The sequence below is a fragment of the Anaerobiospirillum thomasii genome (genome assembly GCF_900445255.1).
Lineage (GTDB): Bacteria > Pseudomonadota > Gammaproteobacteria > Enterobacterales > Succinivibrionaceae > Anaerobiospirillum_A > Anaerobiospirillum_A thomasii.
In genome coordinates, this window is sequence record NZ_UAPU01000005.1 from 434,742 (window position 1) to 457,510 (window position 22,769).

The 22,769-nt window shown below is 38.7% G+C and carries 15 protein-coding genes; 4 read left to right on the plus strand and 11 right to left on the minus strand.

Going from position 1 to position 22,769, the window contains the following annotated elements; genetic code table 11:
* Positions 1-49 precede the first annotated feature (49 nt).
* Positions 50-988, plus strand: coding sequence for a flagellin N-terminal helical domain-containing protein (locus DRZ93_RS02180; protein ID WP_113744500.1), 939 nt, complete (start codon positions 50-52; stop codon positions 986-988).
* A 113-nt stretch (positions 989-1,101) separates the two neighbouring features.
* Here the strand turns inward: DRZ93_RS02180 and DRZ93_RS02185 are convergent, their stop codons facing one another.
* On the minus strand, positions 1,102-1,545 hold the full coding sequence (locus DRZ93_RS02185) for a copper resistance protein NlpE (protein WP_172457997.1): 444 nt from the start codon (positions 1,543-1,545) through the stop codon (positions 1,102-1,104).
* Between the two features lie 229 nt (positions 1,546-1,774).
* On the opposite strand from DRZ93_RS02185, the gene DRZ93_RS02190 reads away from it, so the two are divergent.
* A complete protein-coding gene (locus DRZ93_RS02190) occupies positions 1,775-2,905 on the plus strand; it encodes a metallophosphoesterase (protein ID WP_113745710.1) in 1,131 nt (376 codons plus the stop codon).
* 1,939 nt (positions 2,906-4,844) lie between these two features.
* Here the strand turns inward: DRZ93_RS02190 and DRZ93_RS02195 are convergent.
* From DRZ93_RS02195 to DRZ93_RS02225, 7 genes are all read right to left on the minus strand, one after another.
* Positions 4,845-5,414: a cell division protein ZapC domain-containing protein gene (locus DRZ93_RS02195; RefSeq protein WP_113744503.1), complete on the minus strand. Its 570-nt coding sequence runs from the start codon at positions 5,412-5,414 to the stop codon at positions 4,845-4,847.
* Between the two features lie 163 nt (positions 5,415-5,577).
* Entirely contained in the window at positions 5,578-6,603 is a 1,026-nt protein-coding gene (gene pyrD / locus DRZ93_RS02200) for a quinone-dependent dihydroorotate dehydrogenase (RefSeq protein WP_113745711.1), read from the minus strand.
* Between the two features lie 5 nt (positions 6,604-6,608).
* The gene (locus DRZ93_RS02205) at positions 6,609-6,839 is read right to left on the minus strand and encodes a DUF2835 family protein (protein WP_113744505.1); all 231 of its coding nucleotides are present in this window, start codon (positions 6,837-6,839) and stop codon (positions 6,609-6,611) included.
* A gap of 18 nt (positions 6,840-6,857) precedes the next feature.
* Positions 6,858-9,488: an aminopeptidase N gene (gene pepN / locus DRZ93_RS02210; protein ID WP_113745712.1), complete on the minus strand. Its 2,631-nt coding sequence runs from the start codon at positions 9,486-9,488 to the stop codon at positions 6,858-6,860.
* Positions 9,489-9,546: 58 nt separating this feature from the next.
* Entirely contained in the window at positions 9,547-11,637 is a 2,091-nt protein-coding gene (locus tag DRZ93_RS02215; protein WP_113745713.1) for a carboxy terminal-processing peptidase, read from the minus strand.
* A 17-nt stretch (positions 11,638-11,654) separates the two neighbouring features.
* Positions 11,655-12,347, minus strand: coding sequence for an RNA chaperone ProQ (gene proQ, locus DRZ93_RS02220; RefSeq protein ID WP_172457998.1), 693 nt, complete (start codon positions 12,345-12,347; stop codon positions 11,655-11,657).
* 1,204 nt (positions 12,348-13,551) lie between these two features.
* The gene (locus DRZ93_RS02225) at positions 13,552-13,914 is read right to left on the minus strand and encodes a hypothetical protein (RefSeq protein WP_113745714.1); all 363 of its coding nucleotides are present in this window, start codon (positions 13,912-13,914) and stop codon (positions 13,552-13,554) included.
* A 507-nt stretch (positions 13,915-14,421) separates the two neighbouring features.
* Here DRZ93_RS02225 and DRZ93_RS02230 point away from each other — a divergent pair.
* Positions 14,422-16,077 carry a methyl-accepting chemotaxis protein gene (locus DRZ93_RS02230; RefSeq protein WP_113745715.1) on the plus strand — a complete coding sequence of 552 codons (1,656 nt, stop codon included), beginning with the start codon at positions 14,422-14,424 and terminating at the stop codon, positions 16,075-16,077.
* Positions 16,078-16,328: 251 nt separating this feature from the next.
* Here the strand turns inward: DRZ93_RS02230 and DRZ93_RS02235 are convergent, their stop codons facing one another.
* The 3 genes from DRZ93_RS02235 to DRZ93_RS02245 are packed head-to-tail and all read right to left on the minus strand — an operon-like array spanning position 16,329 to position 22,471.
* Complete coding sequence (locus DRZ93_RS02235) at positions 16,329-19,763, minus strand: DEAD/DEAH box helicase family protein (RefSeq protein WP_113745716.1); 3,435 nt, start codon at positions 19,761-19,763, stop codon at positions 16,329-16,331.
* 19 nt (positions 19,764-19,782) lie between these two features.
* Positions 19,783-20,949 (minus strand): restriction endonuclease subunit S, encoded by a 1,167-nt coding sequence (locus DRZ93_RS02240; RefSeq protein ID WP_113745717.1) that lies wholly within the window; start codon positions 20,947-20,949, stop codon positions 19,783-19,785.
* 16 nt (positions 20,950-20,965) lie between these two features.
* Complete coding sequence (locus DRZ93_RS02245; RefSeq protein ID WP_113745718.1) at positions 20,966-22,471, minus strand: type I restriction-modification system subunit M; 1,506 nt, start codon at positions 22,469-22,471, stop codon at positions 20,966-20,968.
* A 129-nt stretch (positions 22,472-22,600) separates the two neighbouring features.
* On the opposite strand from DRZ93_RS02245, the gene DRZ93_RS13490 reads away from it, so the two are divergent.
* Positions 22,601-22,768 carry a hypothetical protein gene (locus DRZ93_RS13490; RefSeq protein WP_172457999.1) on the plus strand — a complete coding sequence of 56 codons (168 nt, stop codon included), beginning with the start codon at positions 22,601-22,603 and terminating at the stop codon, positions 22,766-22,768.
* Position 22,769 lies beyond the last annotated feature (1 nt).

Genomic DNA, 22,769 nt, shown 5'->3' on the forward strand with positions numbered 1-22,769 from the left:
AAGCTTGCCACTTACGGCAAAATCTAACAGTAAAAATAGGAGAGAAAAAATGGCTCTTTATGTTAATACTAACGTGTCATCGATTAATGGTCAGAGAAAATTGACCAATGCCACCAATGCGCTTAACGTTTCATACCAAAGACTGGCATCTGGTCTTAGAATCAACTCAGCCAAAGACGATGCTGCAGGACTTCAGATCTCTGACAGATTAACCTCACAAATCAATGGTTTAGGTCAGGGAAACCGTAATTGCAACGACGGCATAGCTTTCTCCCAAACTATTGAAGGCGCCATGGATGAGATGACCAATATGCTGCAGCGTGTCAGAACTCTCTCCATTCAGGCAGCTAACGGTACCTATTCACAGGAAGACAGAAAATCCATTCAGCAGGAAATCACACAGCTGTCACACGAGCTGACCCGTATTGCCTGTAAGACCACCTATGCCGGCAAGCAGGTACTGGCAGGATATAGAACAGGAGCCATATCAAACTCAGCTAATACCATTATCGGCTCAGATGGCAAGGTAACCTTCCAGGTTGGTGCCAATGCCAATGACACCATTGCTGTTACCAATATGTCAAACGGCTTTATGTTCTCCATGTTAGCCGATGCTGCAGGTATTACAGGCGCTACATTTGGTCAGGCAGGTGTTGGTGTTCAAAAAGACGGTAATATACCAAGATTTTCTGTATCAACACAGTCTATGGCTCAGTATACCCTAGCCTCTGTTGACAATTTTATTCAGGTTATTGACTCCAAGCGCGCCGAGCTTGGTGCCATACAGAACCGTATGGAATCAACCATAAGAAATCAGGCCAACATTCAGGAAAATGAATCTGATGCCCGTTCACGTATCCGTGATACGGACTTTGCAGAGGAAACCGCATCATTAACTGCAAATCAGATATTGCAGCAGGCTTCACAGACTATTTTATCTCAGGCCAATCAGAGACCACAGATTGCCCTGTCACTTTTAGGCGGTTAATACATTATTTTAAGCTTTCTCTCCTGAGCAATATGCTCATTGGCCAGAGAGTTTATTCTCTGGCCCTTTTTAAAGCTTAAAAGCAGAATATAAGGCAGTCTCTGCCTTAGTGCCTATTGTACTTTCTTTAGAATATACAGATCGCGCATAGGCTCTAAAGGCTCAGATCCATCCTCTGATACACGCAGAAGATTACCGTCATCTAAGAGTTTAAAATATGTTTCATTGCCTGAAGATGGTGTTATCAGCGTAACAATATCATCATCTATCTTATACACACCACTCTCCATAAAAGCCATATCACTTATAGAGCTCTTATCGGCACTGCCAATATAGGTGGTCTTTAAATCATAGGTAGTATCTGCATTAATACTTAAATTAAGTTCAATACCCTCACAGCTGGCACATGGGGTTACACCGCTGTACAGACCAATAAATGGTGCGGCCTTGGCCACCTGCTCCTTTTGAGCCTCCTCTGGTGGCTGTGGAGATGATGAGCTGCAGGCTGTTAAAACAGCTGTACCTAAAACTATGGCAAGCAATGCTTTTTTATACATATGTTTTTCCTTTGTCATCATAAAGTTAAGGAGCAATATAATACATTTTTCAGTGCAAATACAGCTAAATATACAAAGGCCATAAATTTTATAGATCCTGCTGCCAGCCATTACAAGACAGTCTGTATAGATGTTGCACTGTTAGATTTTACAAATTGGTGCAGATCTTGAGCATTAAGAATAATGTTTGTATAGTTTAGCTACTTTAACAGTCACGGACTTTTTTTTCATGAGCATACTATTTATATCATCAATTATCTTTACTCTCTATGCAATAGCGTCGCTAGCATTGCCAGCGGCCATTAAACCAAGATATAAAATCCTTTTATCTATTGTATTTATTGTCTGCTCATTAAAATTTATCATCTACAGATATACAGGCTCAATTTTAGAGCCAAATCTTGATGTAAAGACAGTGCTAGCCCTTGAAACAGGCCATGCCTTTTTACTGCTGTGTGCCTTTTTAGCACTGCTTAAAGATATATGCTCTGTGCTTTTACTTGTCATTAAAAAGTTAATGAAGGTAAAAAGCACCTTTACCTTAAATCGCTTCAATCCTTATTTAATACTCTGTGCTCTTGTCATGGCAGTAAGTGGCACGCTCTATCAGCTAAAGATCCCAGATATAAAGGTCGTAGAGGTTAAGATAAAGGATCTGCCTGAAGAGCTTGAAAAACTTAATATCATACAGCTTACAGATATTCACATAGGACCTATTCTAAAGCATGACTTTTTAGAAGGCGTGGTGCACAGAGTCAATGAGCAAAAGGCTGATCTCGTGCTCCTAACCGGCGACTATGTTGACGGATCTGTCAGAGCCAATGGCAAAGAATTTAAATCGCTTGCAAGTCTTAAAAGCACATATGGCATTTATGCCGTAACCGGCAATCATGAGTACTACTCAATGGCAAGAGAATGGGTTGAGCATCTTAAAGGCAATAACATACGGTTTTTAGACAATGAGCATGTAACTCTTAATATTGACGGAGCCACTTTGACCATTGGCGGCAGTCCTGATCTTAAAGCCCCGCAGTTTAACTACACAGGTCCTGATGCCAAAAAGACCTTTAAAGGTGCCCCAGATGGCACACGTATATATCTGACCCATGAGCCTGCCACAGTTACTATGACAAAAGTTGATGCTGATTTAATGTTATCTGGTCACACCCATGGCGGCATTATGTTTTTCCTTAAGCCATTGATTGCAAAATATAATGCAGGCTATGTCAGCGGATTATATAAGATAGATGATAGACTGCAGCTTTATGTAAGCAATGGCACAGGTATATGGTCAGGCTTTTCCTGCCGCATCCTGGTACCAAGTGAGATCACGCTAATCAAACTCAAAAGAGCTGAATAATAAGATGCTCTTAAAATAAAAGCAGCTTAAGCTTTTAAAAAAGAGACAATACACAATTGAAGATAAAGGCAGGAGACAGCTCTCCTGCTTTTTTTATATGCATAGATTGCCAAGTTCTAAAGACTTTCCATAAAACCATCAGGCTTTTATAAGTCTGCATAATAAGCACGCGCGATCTTAAAGAGATCTTATCCTCAGATCTAAGCTCTTAAAAAAAGAAAAGTTCATGACAAAGATACAGATTTGTTGATTTTGCAGCAACTGATGCGATCGTCTGATCTTAAATGTAAAGATAAGCTCTTAGTTTGATAATTAAGAACTGACAAGAATAAGTCTGCACTATGACACTTATAAAAGTAGAAGTGTCAGAAGGGAGAGTGTCCCTGATACTTATTTTAAAGTAGTGAAACCTAAAATTAGATTTTTTTAAACTTTATAAAAAATCATGAAAAAAGACTGGCAAAGCTAAGTTAAAACTCCAATGTCTGCTACAGTCAATAAAAGATTATATAGCCGCGTATTTTTTCACTTACAGCGCACACAAAAGATTTTACAGGATAAAAGCCAGGTTAGCTTCAGTCTGGCTGTGTAGGGAGAGAAGGGGTCAAAAAGATATAAATTAAGTCAGTAATAAAGGCTGTTCAAAAAAAATCTTGAACTAATAGAAAATAAATAGCTCTAAAAACAATAATTGATGTAAAAGATAATATTATTATAGTCATTTTACAATTGTAAATAAATTTGCATTTCTACTTAACACGCTTGATAGAGAACACAGAGCGCTGCAGCTAAATATGAAAATAGTGTGGGGTAATTGTAACATTTTACTTTCAAAATTATGAAAGTAACTTTCATAAATAAATTTACATTTTTGTAATTTATTTTCCTAACTTTCAGAAATTGAAAATTGCTTTTTATTTATTATAATTTATCAAGACATTTATCACTGTCACTATTCGCTATAAATTGCGCTATTAAGCTACTTATAAGCGCTAAATATTAAGTTTTATCACACTTATCAAGGTATAATTTAAATATAAACTTTTCCTTTCATATTAAGCAAATCTTTCATCACAATCCTAAGATTTTGCCAAATCTTGGCATCATGACTTTCACAAATGGCGCAGATCCTGCCAAAAGGAGATCTATTTAGATCTTACATTTATAAACAAAGCTAAGAAAACTGACTCAGTTTTAGCCGCAGATCGGCTCAAAATTACCTTGTTGCCTGTAGTTGCATAATGTAAATCTGCAGATCTTTGGCTATACATGACACAAAAAGACCCTTTTATTTGGCGCCAGACACTAATCTTTTGACTGCAAAACTTATGCGAAGAAAACTAATCAAAACTAGCCCCTGCCTTAGCACCTTTTACTCTCTCTTTGTTCCCTCTACCCAAGACACACAGACTAGCAGTATCTGGCACACAATTGAGCATCTACAAAGCACTACAACCTGGTCATTTTTTATTTTATATGTATGAGTATATTTGCATACAATATATAAATAGTTTTTATATGTATTTTTTGCTCTGAAATTTGAGCATAAAGAGATGATACGCACAGCATGATGCAGTCCCCTGCCATCTGCTCGGACGTTTAATTAAGATCTAAGATAGGATTTAATGGTCCTGTACAGTATAGATGACTTTATCTCTTCCCTACTTTAACCCCTACTCTTATCTGCAGATGATTACAGCTAAAATTGCTTACATTTGGCCCCTGCCAGCCTTTACAGACCATAAGGCAGCTTATGTCCTATGCCCCTTCCCAGGCTGCTTTTAAGGTTATCTTAAGGATCAATTGAGGATAACTTGTGAATATGCTGCAAGGTACTCTCTGAGGATAAAAAAATCCCCTCAGAGATGGAGCATCTGAGGGGTTAACGAGTTCTAACAGTCATTAGAAACAAACAAGGAGAAATAAAAAACTTTTAAAATCAGGCAAATCTTGCTTTTTTATGTTTTAATCTAAAGATATTGATTCTGTCTGCCTGTACTCTTACCATCTGGGAAATCTTGAGCGTATATGAGAAGATAGTCAGCTCCTTATTTACCAGCATTAATCTGTATAAGCCATCCTGTGGCTCATCATCAAGCACGATGAAGTCGCCTACGGCACCGTCTATAGCGTATAAAGTCACTATCTGGCCGCGTGAAATATAGGTTTCTGGCTCTACAGCGTGCATAAAATAATTGCTTACAGGATTTGTCAGCTTAACGAATCTGGCACAGGCTACTGCATTGAGAGCTAAATCAAAGCACTCAATCTCATCTAGCATATTTATGCTGTACAGGCCTTCCTGAAAATCGGCTAAAAGCTGCATATCCTCAACACATAAAGTTTGTTTTACAGAAGGTGCACAGTCTTTGCGAAGATCTTCCTTTTTAAAATGTGTTGAAAACTTATATGGTACGTTTTCATCTGATACTAAGTTTGTGATCAGGTATGTAGAGCCGTCATACTCTCCGTAGCTCCAGTTCCATGCATCACTTGGTATAAATTTCACAACAACTTCCTATTCTGTAATTAACTTTCAGTATAATTATAGACTTAGAAAAATATAAAAACAATGAGGTAAATAAAAAAAGTGTGAGCTTTTGGGCAATCACACTTTTTTTGGATCATTTTTGGTATTTTTTAAAATTTACTGTTTAACAAACGTAAACAATTTATAAATTATTGACGATATCACGTATGACCACAGGTCCTTTATAGATTAATGAAGAGTAGATCTGTAAAAGCTCTGCGCCATTACTCATCTTCTCCCTGGCCTCTATGGCATTGGAGATACCGCCTATACCAATGAGCGGTATTTTACCTTCAATTATAGAGTTAACCTTTTTAAGCACGTCATTACTTAGCGCATATAAAGGTCTGCCTGATAAACCACCCCATTCACTGGCATGATTAAGGCCATAGATAATATCACGTCTTGTTGTGGTATTAGTACATGATATGCCCTCTATATTATTTTCAAGGCATGAGTGGCATAGAGCCTCAATCTGCTCTGTATTTAGATCAGGAGCCATCTTAACTACTAAAGGTACATGTTTTTTATAACTGAGCTCAAGCTTTTGCTGCTCTTCCTTTAATACCTTGAGTAATTTGCTCAAAGGCTCAAGATCCTGCAGTGCAGTCAGACCTACAGTATTAGGACATGACACATTGATGGCAATGTAGTCACAGTAGGCATAGACCTTCTGCATACAGTAGATATAATCAAGATGGGCATCGTTAAGTGATGTTACCTCATTCTTGCCAATTGATACACCTACTATGCCCTTGTACTTTCTTTTTATAAGGTTACTAACAAGATAATCCACGCCCTTGTTGTTAAAACCCATGCGGTTGATGATACCGTCAGCCTCAACTATTCTGAACATACGCGGTTTTTCATTACCTAACTGAGCCTTTGGTGTCACAGTACCAAGCTCAAGATAACCAAAACCCAAGGCTCCCAGATAGTCAATGGCATCACCGTTTTTATCAAGACCTGCAGCTAAACCTAATGGATTTTTAAAATGCAGTCCCATTACATCGCAAGGTCTTTCCTCAACGCTTTGAGAAAATAAAGACAGCAAAGGTCCGTGCGAGAGCATACTGCCCATTTTTATTACCATATTATGGGCACCCTCTGGATCAAGCATAAACATAAAAGGCCTGATTAGAGGGCGATATAATGAATATAAAGACATAATAACTAGATCTCTTTTTTAAGCGATACAAATTTATTGGCAGATGAGGTGCACAGCACAAAGCGGCCCTTTATACCCTGTATGGTGGTAAAGGAGCGCAGATGATTGGCATCAAGCTCAAGCACAATACCCTCATCTGTTCTGACCACGAGTTTATGGGCAAAGCCTGCATAAACCCTCTTTAACTCATCGGCACTTATATTTAATGAAAAGTGATAATATTTATAGCCATACATATCCGTCACCCATCAGATCTATGATCCAATTGCGGCACTTATCTTCTCATACAGTGAGCTTGAGATATTATCCTTGCTGATTAACTTGTGCAGCACCTCGCGCATCATTTCCTGACGCTTGGCATCAAAGCGCTTAAAGCTTAAAAGCGGAGTAATCAGACGGGCAGCTATGTGCTGATTGATACCATCTAGCTCCTGTACCACATCTGAGAGCAACAGATAACCTGTACCATCAATCTTGTGCAGTGCCTTTGGATTGTTAAAGGCCAGAGAGCCTATCAATGCTCTGACGCGGTTTGGATTGATTTTGTCAAATCTCTTGTGACGCATCAGTTTTCTTACTGTATAGACAGTCTCCTCGGATGGGGCTGAGCCCTGCACTCTAAAGAAATTGTCAAAGACTAAGGCATCATGCTGCCACTTGCTCTCAAAGTTCTCTAAAATCAGTCCCTTGCATGGCAGCTCAAGATGTACAGCGCAGGTCATGGCTGCAAGCTTGTCTGTAAAATTGTTGGCTTTTTCATAGTGAGACAACACCAGAGCATCGGCCTCTGCCACTTTCTCACTCTCTTTTCTGGCAAGAGCTAACATATACAGAGCGCTGTTGCGCAGAGCACGTTTTGAGGCATCCTTTATATTATACTTATATGAGCCGCGCAGTCTGTTGTTCTCATAAACAGTCTTGAAGGTATCAGCCAAGCTCAGAGCCACCTGCTTTTCAATAAAGTCTCTTATGGCAATAAGTGAGTCAAGATCTACAACCTTGAAGGTTTCAATCAGTTCATTGACTGATGGGATCTTGATAAGCTCACAGACTAAAAGCGGATCAACGCTCTTGTCGGTGAGTAAAAAGCCAATGGCATCGATGATGGCAACAGGATCTGGCAGTGTGCCGCCTGAGGCAATCTTGTCAATGTGGCCATGTACATAGTTATTGATTAAAGATGTAGCACTGTCCTTTTTAATAAATGGATCGGCTACATTCTTGAGCATGAGACTGTAGTCATCATCAGTATATGGAGCAAAGCATTTTACAGGAGCTGAAAAGTCCATAAACAGCACAGGCAGAGTATCGGCACTCAAGTTGGTAAAGGTATAGCTCTGCTCATCCTGATTAAAAATTAAAATACCGCTCTCATCAAGCTCAGGTGAGTTTTGTATATTGCCCTTACCATCTATAAAGCACATTCTTATAGGAATATACATGGCACTGGCATTTTTTAAAGGCACACCGCACTCAAGAGTCTGACTTAGATTTAAAGTAAAGAGTGAGCTTTGCTCGTCAAACTCCCAGCTGGCGCGCACATGCGGGGTACCTGCCTGTGTATACCACAGTCTGAACTGAGCCAGATCCTTTTTAGATGAGACCTCCATGGAGACAATAAAGTCCTCAATGGTCGCAGCCTGTCCGTCATAGCGGGTCAGATAGTCATTGACAGCCTTGATAAAGGCCTCTTCACCTAAGATGGTATGGATCATGCGTATAACTTCTGCGCCCTTGTCATAAATAGTCACGGTATAGAAGTTATTCATCTCCATAACCTTTTCAGGGCGCACAGGATGAGCCATAGGACCTGCATCCTCTGCAAACTGTGTGCCGCGTATGACATCAATGGACTGCAGTCTTGTCAGAGCACGTGAGGCTACATCTGATGAGAATTCCTGATCTCTAAATACAGTAAGACTTTCCTTTAAAGACAGCTGGAACCAGTCACGCAGTGTTACTCTGTCGCCTGTATAGTTGTGAAAATACTCATGGCCAATCACACTTTGCACATTAAAATAATTGGTATCGGTGGCAGTATGCGGATCAACAAGGACATAGATTGAGTTGAAAATATTAAGACCCTTGTTCTCCATAGCGCCCTGATTGAAGAAATCAACAGCCACTACTTTAAAGTTATCAAGATCATACTCAAGGTTAAAGCGACTCTCATCCCACTTCATAGACTGCTTGATGCTCTCCATGGCCCACAGTCCACGCTCATAGGCGCCTCTGTCCACATACAGCTCTAAAGATACATTGCGACCTGACTTGGTTTTATAGGTATCTTTAATAATATCAAAAGATCCTGCCACCAGCGCAAACAGATAGGATGGCTTTGGAAAAGGATCCTCCCAGGTACAGAAGTTACGGCCGTTTTTAGTGCCGGATGCCACAAGATTACCATTTGAGAGCAGCACACCGCAGCCATACTCAGGACTTACTATGGTAACTTTGTATTTGGCAAGAACATCAGGTCTGTCTAAAAAGTAAGTGATGCGTCTAAAGCCCTCTGGCTCACACTGAGTGCAGAACACTCCGTCAGTCTTGTAAAGACCCATAAGTGAGGTATTTGAGGCAGGAGCAATGACAGTCTCAACAGTAAGCTCAAAATCATCAGGTACATTTTCAATGACAAGGCAGTCACCCTCGACCATGGAGTCACATGGATGACCGTTGAGCAGCACCTCAACAAGCTCAAGATCCTGACCGTCAAGGCGTAAGGCTGCCTTTCTGTCAGAGGTTAAACGCTGATAGCGGGTTACAGATTTTACCTGTGTATACTCATCAGAGAGGTTGAATTCAAGTTCAATATTGGTAGCGGTAAAATCAGGAGCTTTATACTCAAGACGCTTTTTTGCCTTGTAATTTTTCTTTGAAGCCATGTTTTTTCCTTAACTGAAAAAAGTTAAAGCCCAGATTTTTTAAATCCAGGCTCTATATTTAATTTGTACTTTCTATGCTGTTGTCTTGTTTGTTCGAAACACTGTACATGGTAAAAATCGGAGTGTTCTGTGCACTGTGCACCTTACTTGAACTTAGCGTTGCAAAGTCACTTGCAATATTTACTGCCTCATTTAACAGAGCATCAGGGAATTCAAAGTCATCTGGCAGATCATCCACCTTCTTGACCGGATCTTTTCCCATCTCCTTTAAACGGGAATTAGTGTTTTCAAGAGCTATCTTATCCTCAAGATCCTTCATCTGACGTCTCTTGTCAAGATTGACGCTTAACACCTTTTTCTCTTTTAGCGCAAGATATCTGTCCATATCCTCACGCATAATTCTAAAGGCCAGATTGTCTTTTACGCGGTTGTTATGACGCAGTGTCAGCTCTGGTACATAGGCATCAATATTCAGATATCCCTGATAATCCACGCTGTCAATCTTATCCCAGTTAAGTGCATTTTTCTCGACGCGCTCGCCCACCTGTGTATTATCCACAAGACCTGGGAAGGTAATGTCAGGTACCACGCCCTTTAACTGAGTTGAATTGCCGTTGATTCTGTAGAACTTGGCTATAGTATAATGTACAGAGCCATAATCCTCATTGGCATAATCATAGACGCGGGCCAAATGCTTGTTCTGCTGTACTGTACCCTTGCCAAATGAGGTATCACCTATAATCACAGCCCTGCCGTAATCACGCAGTGCAGCTGCCATAATCTCAGAGCTTGAGGCTGACAGACGATTGATTAAAACCACAATTGGACCGTCATAGGCTACAGACTCATCTGTATCAACCTGCGGCATGATATTGCCTACAACATCGCGCACAAGCACAATAGGACCGTCTTTTATAAACAGACCGGTAGAAGATGTAGCCTCAGGCAGCAGACCACCGCCGTTTGATCTTAAATCAATAACGAGCGAGGAAATATTCTCCTTTTTGAGCTTTTCAAGCTCTTTTTTAATATCCTTGTGCAGATCGGTATAGAAGCTCTTGATTGACAGTACGCCAACCTTGTCCTTGCCTGCAAGTTTGACTTCACCCTTGGCAGCTCTGTCCTGCAGTTTAATCTTGTCGCGTATGAGCTTTACTGTAAAGTTCTTCTGTGTTGAGCCCTCATCTCTTTCAATATCAAGATAGACGGCACTGCCCTTTGGACCTTTAATCTTCTTTACAACGTCATTAAGTCTCCAGCCTATAATATCATCATAGGTACCGTCCTCCTGACGCACACCTACAATCTTATCCTTTGGCTTGAGCTTCTTTGACAGCTCAGCAGGTGATCCTGCCACTAAAGAATTGATAACTGTAAACTCATCATCAGCCATCAGCACGGCACCAATACCCTCAAGTGACAGATTGATATCGTCATTGAAGTTTTCAGAGGCCTGCTTTGACAGATAGCTTGTATGTGGATCTATGGCTGTAGCAAAAGCGTTTTCAAAGGTGGAGAACACATCTTCAGTCTCAACCTGAACCAGGCGGGACAGCGCTGACTCAAAGCGCTTTTTTAAACGCTCTTTAGCCTTTTCATCACTCTTACCCTGCAGAATCTGATTGATATACTCGTTTTTAAGCTCTTTTAACCACTGATCCTCAAGCTGCTGCCTGCTTGTAAAATAGGCAGACTCACTTCTGTCCATTTCAATAACACCATCGGTGTCAACATCAAAGCCAGACTTTAACTTCTCAAGGTAAAAAGAGTACTTTTTAAAACGCTTTTTGATATTTTCATTGTACAGAGCATATGGATAGGTGAGATTGCACAGCTCAATGGCCTTTAAAATCTCGGCTCTGTTGTTATAGATCTCATCTACTTCAGACTGCAGATAGAGGCTTTTGTTATAGTCCAAATAAGACAGGTACTGAGCAATAACATTGTCGGCAAAAGCATTATCAAGCTTAACAGCCTTATAATGGGCCCTTAAAAAATAATTGGCAGTACGTGAACAGACTACAGAATGCAGATTGTCCTGAGCCAGAACCGGCAGTTCATCAATAGACTGTGGCACATTGAGCTTTGCCTGCACACCAAAACACAGGCATAAAGGAACAAGCAGTGCCAGCTTATTTAACTTAAACACAAAAACCTCTGTTCTACTTATTTCTGAGCGATTAGAACTCTTTCAATCAGCAGTGTTACAGTTGCACCTGTATCTAAAGTTACAGTCACACTGCTAGCTGAAGCATCCTGCTTGACAACGCCCTTAACGTGACGGCCGTTGGTTGAAACCAAAACCTCGCGACCTGCCTTTAGATCATCAACAGTGGCCTTGACAAGACGCGGTCTTGGACGCTTGGCACCTGCATTGCGATTAAATGGCTTTTTGCCGCCTCTGTCATCTTTGTTAAATGGCTTTTTATTATTCTTTTTAGGAGCAGGTTTGCGCTTGGCATTGATTTCATCAAAACGCTCTTTGGCATAGGAGGCATGCTCTGCAGTAACCTTCTCTACAGCATTGCCGTCTAAATCGATACGATCCTCGCCCTCCTTTACGCAGTAATAGTAGCGCAGACGGGTTGTGTATAAACGAACAGCGGCGCGGGCTTTTGATATAGACATGCCCTCAATGTCGCCTATTCTGTTCTTGAGATCATCTAAAATGCCAATCTTTAACGGCTTGGCATTACCCTCTTTGATAAAGCACTTTGGAAAATGAGTATATAAAAGCTCTAATGCCTCATTGATATGTTCAAAACGTGAGCCTCCCTCTACAGCCTGACTCTTGTCAGTTGCAACAGCGCTCTCAGTTTTAACCACTTCTTCTTTCTCTTTGATATCCTGGGTTTCCACAAGAAACTCCTTTTGTCGGGACTGGCCCTTAATCTATTAAACACACCTACATTTTAAATGTAACACAGATACTTGCATCATCTCATGCAGATGACACAATATACCTGATATCAACTTTATCTATTCTACATAAAAACGCTCTAAATGTAACATAATTAAATAAAATCAATCACATTTTTACGGACAGGAGCCACAAAAATAAACAAAGGATAGATTATCTTCACATTTTAAAAAAACCTTGTTTTAAAAATAAATAAAATACTCTGCCTGCTTTGTGCGCTAAAAATATATAGTATTTTTAACTTTTTTAGTGCACCGTCTTTTAGCAGCACTCAGCTTTTTGATAAAAAAATATAATAATTCCTTCACCACTGGTATCAAAGGCTTTAGAAAAAGCATGTGTGAAAACTCTTAAAGCACTTTATTCTGCTAATCCTTAACCATAGAAGTCACGATGTAATTTATCCGCTTATAATTTCCATGCAAGTCGCACACAAATATGTCTGATTACTCTCAAGGCGACCCACATTTGACCCATACCACGCCCCTGCCCCTGATACTTAAGGCTTTAATTTGATTACCACAATCAGCCCCATACCGTCACGCCGTGCATACCTATCACCAAAACCCTGCTTATTGGATCCCTTAGCCCTGTAATTCACTTAGTCCAAAGTTTCAAAGTTGTTTGTTTGTGGGTTTACTTACGGCATAATAGGATAATAGAATAACGGCATAACCCCATATCAGTTTTACGGCTTAACCCTGTACACGTGACATGCATGTACCTCCCCTGCCCCTCCCCTGATACTTGATACGATACTAAGATATATTTGTTTGTGTGGTGTGGTGAGGAGGGGTGTGGTGGCGATAGCCTAAGTTTAAGCAGTAGCACTATGTACCGAACTGTTAAGCGCTGAACACGCTGATCGCTCTTTGTAGCACTTGATACTTGATACTTGATATACTAGATACTAGATAACTATATAATATATATACTAGGACGCGCGCGTGAGATTGTTACCCCTTGAATACAATTAAAACCTTAAAATACAACGCTGTCAATACTTTTAAAACGCTTAGAACAATATCACGGCTTTACGCTACTTTGTGCACTGAATAGCATCAAATAAACATACATATCACGCCACTTTGATAACAGACATAAAAAAAGGGCATTAAAGCCCCTAAAATCAAATATTTATCTTTAAAACCCTAACAACTCAAGGATCCAACAGAATAAACCGCCTAAAACTATCCATCCAATTAAAGGCACAATAATCCAATTAAAGACCTGCCCTGTAAAGAAATTATAAATTTTATGCTTTAATGTTAGCTTTTTAACCATGTATTTAAATCTATATTCACCAATTACACCAATTTTATAGGCCCATTTAGTAAACTCAATATTAGCCTTTAATTCTGTACTTAGCTTATTGTATTCATCTGTACTTAATGATGTATAGTATTCTAAGGGCTTATAATTCAAAGATGCGTCAAAGTCATATAGTTTATATGTTGGTATACTGTTAGTCGGTGCTTTATACTTCATAAATTCATCTTTTACCATTTTTAGACCCCCTGTGTGTAAAGGGCCGTGAAGCCCTTTATTATTGTTATACTATCCTGATAGTACCACGCTTAAAAGCTAAATTGATCGCCTTAGTCATTTTCTTAGCAAATAACCAAATATCAAAATCTATAGAACAATCATAAGCACGTTTAGAAAATACATCTGTTGTGCGCCGCATGAACCTGATTTTTACACTTTGCCGTCTCGCTTTTGCTATCTTAATGTTTTTACTATATTTGTTAATTTTTTGAACTATAATGAATCTTATATATCTGTTCTTTTGCAAATAGATAGATATAACATCTGGTCTTTTTATTTAATTTAAAGCAATAAAAGTTATATAAAATCAATATTTTACGATTAATGCGGTTTATCTGAAATAGTGCTGATTTTAATTTTTTATTTTTAAGCACGTTAATAAAAAGACGCTGTGGGCAAATACCTGTTATTTAAAAGATTCTTTGAATATGGTATGGGCCTGAGGTTTGATGAGTAGGAGTGTATATGAACTGGATCTTTGATATTAATACAAAACTTAAGCTTTTACTGTCTTTTTTAATTGTTGTAGTCTTAACCATCACAATCTCGGCCACTTCGGCAGTATCAAATTCTTCAGCGTCTGATACAGCAGAGGAGATCTCGCAGGTTCTGCAAAAATCCTATGGGCGTGTATCAAATACACAGCAGGCACTGCAGCTTTTAAATATGCAGGCCATTATGTTCTTTTATGAAGATGATGAGATTACAAAAAGCACAGTCGAGTCCTATATAAAAGAGACCACGGCAAGAATTGACTCTCTGCACAATACTGTTGCCATTATGAATGAAAATATCATTGGCACCAGAGCCTCATCTGCGCAGTATAAACAGAATATTCTAGATCTCAAGGCCCTGACAGATAAGTATGCTCAGTCCTATGATCTTGATGTAATAGCACCACTTAAGGCAGGTGACGTCAACCGTGCTGTAAACAATTACTTTAACAAGACTCAAAAACTCTTTTTTGCCTGCGATGCCAAATTCAAGGCTCTTATTGATGAGCAGGTAAAAACAGCTATTGTCTATGCCAAGGATGCAAGCGATCCTACACTTATGTATATAGGTCTTACCTTTGCCGCCTTCTCTGTAGTCTTTGCCCTGGCTATTGCCTTTGCTATTTCTGGCTATATCAGCAGACATTTAAATCAGACTATTGACTACTGCACCAACATTGCAGATGGCAATCTTGATTTTAAGGTAGCCCCATCCTATAACGATGATTTTGGCAGGGCCAGCAAGGCCATTGAAGCTATGCGCAGTTCACTTAATGAAACACTGACTTTAGTGCTGCACAGAACCAATCATACCCAGAACTCACTGCATGAGCTGCAGAAGGTCACAGGTACCATTGTTGAGCATGCCAACAGCACCGAGTCTCAGTCTGTAACAGTGGCTGCCGCCTCTGATGAGATGGTTTCTACCACTACAGATATTGCCAGAAACTGTGAAAATGCCTCTTTATCTTCAGAGAACTCCAAAAATATCACTACAAATGGTGAGCAGAAGGTGCGTGAGGCCGTCATGGGTATACAGGAGCAGAGCCGCAATGTGCAAAACGGTGCCGATATAGTTAAAATCCTAGCCCAGAAGAGCTTTGATATTGGCTCAATTGTAAATACCATTGAGGAAATTGCAGCTCAGACCAACCTTTTAGCCTTAAATGCCGCCATTGAGGCTGCCCGTGCCGGTGAGGCTGGTCGTGGCTTTGCTGTGGTTGCCGATGAGGTGCGTGCCCTTGCCTCAAGAACATCACGCTCCACACAGGAAATTTCCAACATGGTGACAGACATTCAAAATGATGCCAACAAGGCTACAGAGTCTATCAATCAGAGCGTGGAGAGCATGAATCAGCTCTCAGATGAGGCAAGCTCCATTGAGACTATATTCCAGGATATTACCTCTCATGTTATTGATGTAAATGCCCAGATTACTCAGATTGCAACTGCAGCTGAGGAGCAGTCAACTGCAACCCATGAGATCTCAACCAATATTCAGGGTATTACCACACTTACAGAGGATGTTGCCAATTATGCCCAAAAGGCTGACAATGAGATTTTAAGCACTATTGAAAAGCTTGAGTCCTTAAAAGAGAAGCTCTCATTCTTTACTTTGCAAAAATAAAAGCTCTATAAGTACCCTTTAGATAAGGCCCTGTTTTGTACGCAAAACTGGGCCATTTTTTTTGTTAAGTTGTGGCTACCATCCTTGACTGCGCCAGTGTATATACCGCCCACAAGTTTTAAAAGATCTGCTGCAGGCAATAAAACTGTTATATTGATTTGAACAGACTCAACACTAAGAGCTCCACTCTCTCTTTATTCTGTTTTTATACTGCTTTTAAAAGCAACATGACATATAAATATGCCTTGGCGCTAGTTTACAAGAGCATTGTTTTTTATGCTTTCTATTTTAGATCTTATTTGTTGTATAACATCTATACGATCTTTGAAAATATTGCCAATGTTCTGCTGTTTAAAAGGATTTTCCTCAATTAACACAGCAGCACTTTCCATAAGACCATTTTTTACAATGTATTCTACTATCATTAAGATAAACTGAGTCTGCTGAGTATTTAAACTGCCATCAAGGAACTCCGAAAATACCTTCTTGGCTGACTGCATATCAAGACCGGTAATACTTCTGATCAAAAGCCCCAGATCCTTATCCTGATAGGTCTTGGTATATTCATTTTTAGTTCCAAGCTTGGTATAGGCAATCTCCTCTAAAAGGATAATGTCATCCTCATTAAGCTCCATATTATGGTGAATTTTGTATAAAACTCCCTCGTCCTTATGCTCCCTTACATATCTCTCAATTCTGTTCTTGTAAGGCTCAAAGTGACTATCCTGTTCGGTGCTGTGAGTTGTTACCAGTTCAACAACATTCACCTTTTCAACTTCATCCTCAAAATCTGTGATTTTATGAGTAATAGTACTGTTATTATCTATATAGATACACAGTTTGCGCAGCTGTTTTCTTATGTCCTCATAATCTGCAAGAGTAAGGCTCTGTATGTATTTATCATCAAGCAGATTATCAAGAAGAGCTCTTTTCTCTATAACCTCTTTAATATTGATTTCACTTAAGGCTACAGCTATTTCTCTTAAATATTTAAGCCTCATTTTAAAGCCAGAAGTCTTAGCTGCTACAAAATCATATTCAAGACCATACATGAGATGATCAAAGCGTCTGGCGCTTATATGATCTGATGAGTCACTGACAATGAGCCTGCCAAGCTCATCTACCGCACTTTGAATATCGCTGTCTGCTAATGATAGATAAGCTTTGCTATCTGAAAAATTAACTATAGCCTGCTCATGGCCTAGGGATGCAAAAGACTTTTTATTAATAGTACGTACCTTGGCTATCAAATCATCTATAGTCTGTTTCTGATAGTCCTCTGACTCTATATCCTGATTTAACTGCATAGCCTTTAACAGATTAAGTCTTATCTGAAAGGTTCTATGCTCAAGTGACGGTCTATTCTTGGTTTTAATACCTTTTTTATTGGTTCTGAAAAATTCAAAGTTCTGGCAGGCATCAAAGATATAAAAACAATCTTTATCTTCACCATCAATAAGCTTAGGACAAAGTCTGGTACCACGGCCTATCATCTGCCAGAATTTGGCTAAAGAGTACACAGGTTTGAAAAAGACAAGATTAACGCACTCAGGCACATCTATGCCAGTATCTAGCATATCTACAGATATAGCTATCTGTATTTTGCCATCTTTCTTTTTAAACTCTTCAATAAGTGCATCATAAAACTTGATATGTGTATCTATTACTGAGCAGAACTCATTGCTATAAGAAGAGTATTGCTCATGAAAAACAGCTTTTATCACCTCTGCATGCTGATGATTTCTGGCAAAGATAATAGTCTTGCCAATTGTATTGCCACTATCAATCCTAATGCCACTTTCCATCAGACGATGTAAAATCTTTCTTATTGTATCCTTGTTAAAAAGCCAGTCGTTTATAGCCTTACTTGAGATAGCCTCTGGGATAAAGCCATCTTCATCTGAAAATAGCTCCTCATACTGCTCCTTGTCATCATCACTAAGACTTTTATAATCAATACCTCTGGTTAAAAATGTAGTATCTATCTCAAATGTCGAGTAATCTACAAGATATTCATCTTTTACAGCCTGCTCAAGTGAGTAATAATAGTTAGGATCGCCATCCTCAAGATCAAAGATCTTATAGGTATTTCTGCCTATATCATCCTTAGGTGTTGCAGTAAGACCGACCAGCAGTGAATCAAAGTAGTCAAATATATCCTTATAACGATTATAGATAGAGCGATGAGCCTCGTCACATATAATAAGATCAAAGTGACCTGGGGTGAAAAGTCTGACACCGTTTTTATCAAGCTCTTTATCTATGGTGCCTATCATGGTCTGATAAGTAGAAAAAATAATTCTGGCACCAGTATCTCTATCCTCTTTCTTCTCAGAGCATAAATTAGACAGAGGATATGATTTTAAATTAAGTTTAGCAGCACTATAGGCCTGAGATACAAGTGATGTTCTGTCTGCTAAAAACAGTACATTTTTTACCCAGCCACGCTCTGTAAGCACCTTTATAAGTCCTAAAACAGTTCTTGTCTTGCCACTGCCTGTTGCCATAACAAGCAAAGCCTTTCTAAAGTTTTGAGAAAAATGGTGACATGCCGCTGTTATTGCCTCTTTCTGATAGTATCTGTTACAAATATCAGAGACATCAAAGGTATCTATAGTCTCTCTATGGCGCCTGTTAAACATCAATGACTGCAGATCGCTCTTTGAGAAGAAGGTGGATACCTTTCTTTCTGCATAGCCATCATTGGACATTCTAATCTCAAGCCCATTGCTTAAAAAGATAACCGGTTTTACACCATATTTCTTTTCCAGGGCATCGGCATAAAGCTTGGCCTGATAACGTCCTGTTTCAACACTTTCAGATGTACTTTTAGCCTCAATTACAGCCAAAGGGGTACGATCATCATCTAAGAGGACATAGTCAGCCCTGCCACTATCTGTTGCATTAACGCCAAGGTCACTGATTTTAAACTCATTTATCCAGTCTACGCCTTCTTTCCATCCACAGTCTCTTAATCTTGTATCTATAAAGAATTTACGTGTATCGGCCTCAGATATTGTACTTTGAGGCTTTACATAGCTCTGCTGTTTTACCTTCTTGTCTTTATTTAGATTATCAATAGCATCTTTTGTATAAGTCTTTCGTAAACTAAGAACCTCTTTTTGTATATTTTTACTCTCGCTGAGAGTTGATTTTAAAGCAGATCCTGAGGCTGATACTGTTTTTACAGTCTCTGTGACTGTTATATGTGGTGCAACGACAGGTGCAACAGCAATTTGAGTATTTACCTTGGCTGTAGATGCAGTAGTATATATAGCTGCATTGAAACGATGATATGTCTGGCCGTTTCCATAGATCTGGTCAATCCAGTCACAATAATCATATAGAAGATTTAACACAATAACGGCTTGGTCAAATCTAAAAGACATTTTACCGTGGGCCACGTTATTGCCAGCTTTTCTTATAAGATGCAGCCTGTCTAAAAGTTGCTGACCTATAAGAGCTCTAAATTTTGGATAAGTAAGGCAGTCAAAGGTTGTTGATCCCTTAAAATCCTTTAATGTTTTGTCAACAGAGAAAACCCAGGCCGTTGCTTTTTCAAGAGTTACTCGACTTTGCAGTATTGAGGAGTCAGGATCAACTAAAAGCATCTTCTCGGCTTTTACAGCCTGAGATGAAAATGAATTAAAGTTCTGTTGTTTTTCTAAAAACTGAAAATTGCTCATGACTGCCTCTTGTTGTTATTTATACCTTGCCTACGAGATTTTCTAGTGCTTTTTGGAGTACAAGTTTTGATTTATCGATTTGATTTGAAAAATTTATATATTCAGTCTGCAATGATATTGGAGGAACGATAAATTTAGTTTTTTCCATCTTCTGCTTTGTTAAATGCAGCATTGTGGAGCCATGCGTATCTTTTTTTAAGCTTTCAACTTTTTCATTTAATAAATAGCATAAAAATTGCTTATCGTATCTATGACCAACTTTTATTTTCCATATATGATAATGGTAAATTACTTTTTCCTCATTCCATATTTTTGCACCGAAGGAGGCAGACCAAGCAAACAATAAGTCACCATTTTCGCAGTATTTATCAGGGTCTAACTCTAAATCAGAGAAATACCAACCTTTATTGGAAAAAAAATTTCCTACCCTTAAAACTTTATATTTACCTTGATCTAGTAACTCATCCTGACTGTATGCTTTTCCATTGATTAACTCTGCATTTTTATCCAGACATTGTGTTGTCCATATCTGGTCTTTTGAGTTAATATCTCCAAACATCTCTATAAATCGGGATTTCTTTAACAGCTCAAGTTTTTCAATCATCTGCTGAAGAATAAATTTTGATTTGTCGATTTGATGTACAAAAGAAACAAATTCTTTTTGTAAAGAAATAGACGGCAATCCAATCTTAAATGATTCTAAATATTTTGCGGGTACTCGTTTTTGCCCTGCACTTCCAGTCATATTCTCTGCTGCTTCTTTTCTAAACTCTTTACTAACCGTAACAAAGTAAATCCATTCAGGCAAACATTTTTGTATGTCAGGGCGTATAACATGGAATTCTGTGGTACCAAAACCTATGCCATTATGTAGATTGCAAGCAACAGCACCTTTTCCATTTTCCATACATGGTGTTATTTTTGCAAATAAAACGTCTCCGTTTTTAAAATACGAAAAACCTTTTTTAACATCAATTATTTGTCTTAAATCTGAAGTCTTGATATCTCCACTTTCAGATACGTTTGCCATAGGAATAAAAGAAACTAATGTAGTATCATCGATATCATTAATTTCCTTTTTGTTAGGGTTGAGTTTGCAAAATTGGTCTAGTGCTGTTAAACCATATTTTTTATCATCATATCCGATTCTACCAAACATCTCTATAAATCGGGATTTCGATAGCATTTTTACTCTCCCTTTATTATTTAGAACCTGACTCTAGCATCTGTTTTAAGATGTCCAGTTCTTTTCTGTACTGTTCTTCAAGCTCACAAAGCTCAGCCATAATCTCAGCAGATGATGGCAGCTCCTCCTGTTCATAGACAACTTCCTTGTACTTGTTAATTGACAGGTCATAGTCATTTTCAACAATCTCTTCTTTAGGAACCATGAAGCTTTGCTCTGTTCTTGCACGTGTTTCCTCTTCGGATAAGTTTTCATATCTTGTCAGAATGTCACTTATATCATTTTCTTCTATAGGCTGACGCTTATCATCAAGGCTAAACCCATCAGCATGCATGTCATAAAACCATACCTTGTCTGTGCCCCCATTGCCTGTTTTGGTAAAAAGCAGAATAGCAGTTGAAACACCGGCATATGGTTTAAAAATACCTGATGGCATTGAAATTACAGCCTGCAGGCACTGTTTTTCTATAAGCTCTTTTCGTATTGCAAGGTGAGCCTTGGAACTTCCAAATAGTACACCATTTGGGACAATTACAGCAGCCCTGCCACCAATTTTTAATAGTTTAATAAACTGAGCCACAAACAACAGTTCTGTCTTTGTAGTTGCTGTTACAGCTTTAAGATCTGGAGCTACAGTATCCTTATCAAGACTACCCTTAAAAGGTGGATTTGCCAGAATAATTGTATATTTATCTTTTTCATCCTCTACACCATCCTCAGGTGAAGTAAGACCGTTTCTATAGTTGATATTTGGATCTTCAATATTGTGCTGCATCATATTCATGGCAGCAATTTCGAGCATTGTCCTGTCTATGTCATATCCTGTAAACATAGTTGTATGGTAATGATCTATATTTCCCTTGTCATAAAGCTCTTTCTCGTGGACCCTGTTAAGATACTTGCCAGCTTCAATTAAAAATCCTGCTGTTCCACATGCAGGATCGCAGATAAAATCATTAACAGTTGGTTTTACAAGCTCAACCATCATGGCAATAATGTGACGTGGGGTTCTAAACTGACCAAGATCGCCTGACACAGCAAGCTTACCTAGCATATATTCATAGACATCACCACGAGTGTCATTGTCTTTAAATGCAGATCCCTCTTCATCTATTAACTGGTAAAGCTGCTCCATAGCTGTGATAACAGATACAAGCTTCTGCTCAGACTCTATCTTGAAAATGGCATTTTTCATGTATCTGGCAAATGCGCTTTCTTTTGATGGATTGAGATTTTTAATTAGAGGGAAAATCTCATTTTCAATAATACTTTTAAGTCTTTTAGGATCAGTGATATTTACCAGATTTGACCATCTATATTCATCATGACCTTCAAAAATTGATTTAAAGTCAGTGCCAAGCAACTCACTTGCCGCTTTTTTCTGATCATCAAGCTTACCTAAATCATGAATAAACATTAAAAACGTAATCTGCTCAATTACTTCAATTGGATTTGAAATTCCTCCTGAGTAGAAAATATCCCACAGAGCATCAACTTTATTTTTTATTGTTCCTGTAATCACTTTAAGTCCTTAATTAATGTTTATTATTTTAGGTTTAACGCATGATTGTACTATTTTATAGTTATTTTAGTAAGGTTAGAATCGCCTTAGTCATAAATTTTAGAGATGATCAAAATAATGGAGCATATTGTGGATATTAAGGTTATTTCAGATATAGAGCGAGATATGGTTAAATTTCTTGATAATAAGCAGCTTGAGGCTTTACATACAGTACTGTGTGCTCATCTTAATTTGCATGACAAAGATCTTAACTTGAAGAAGATTGATGAAGCAGACTCTGCATCTTTACTAGCCTAAA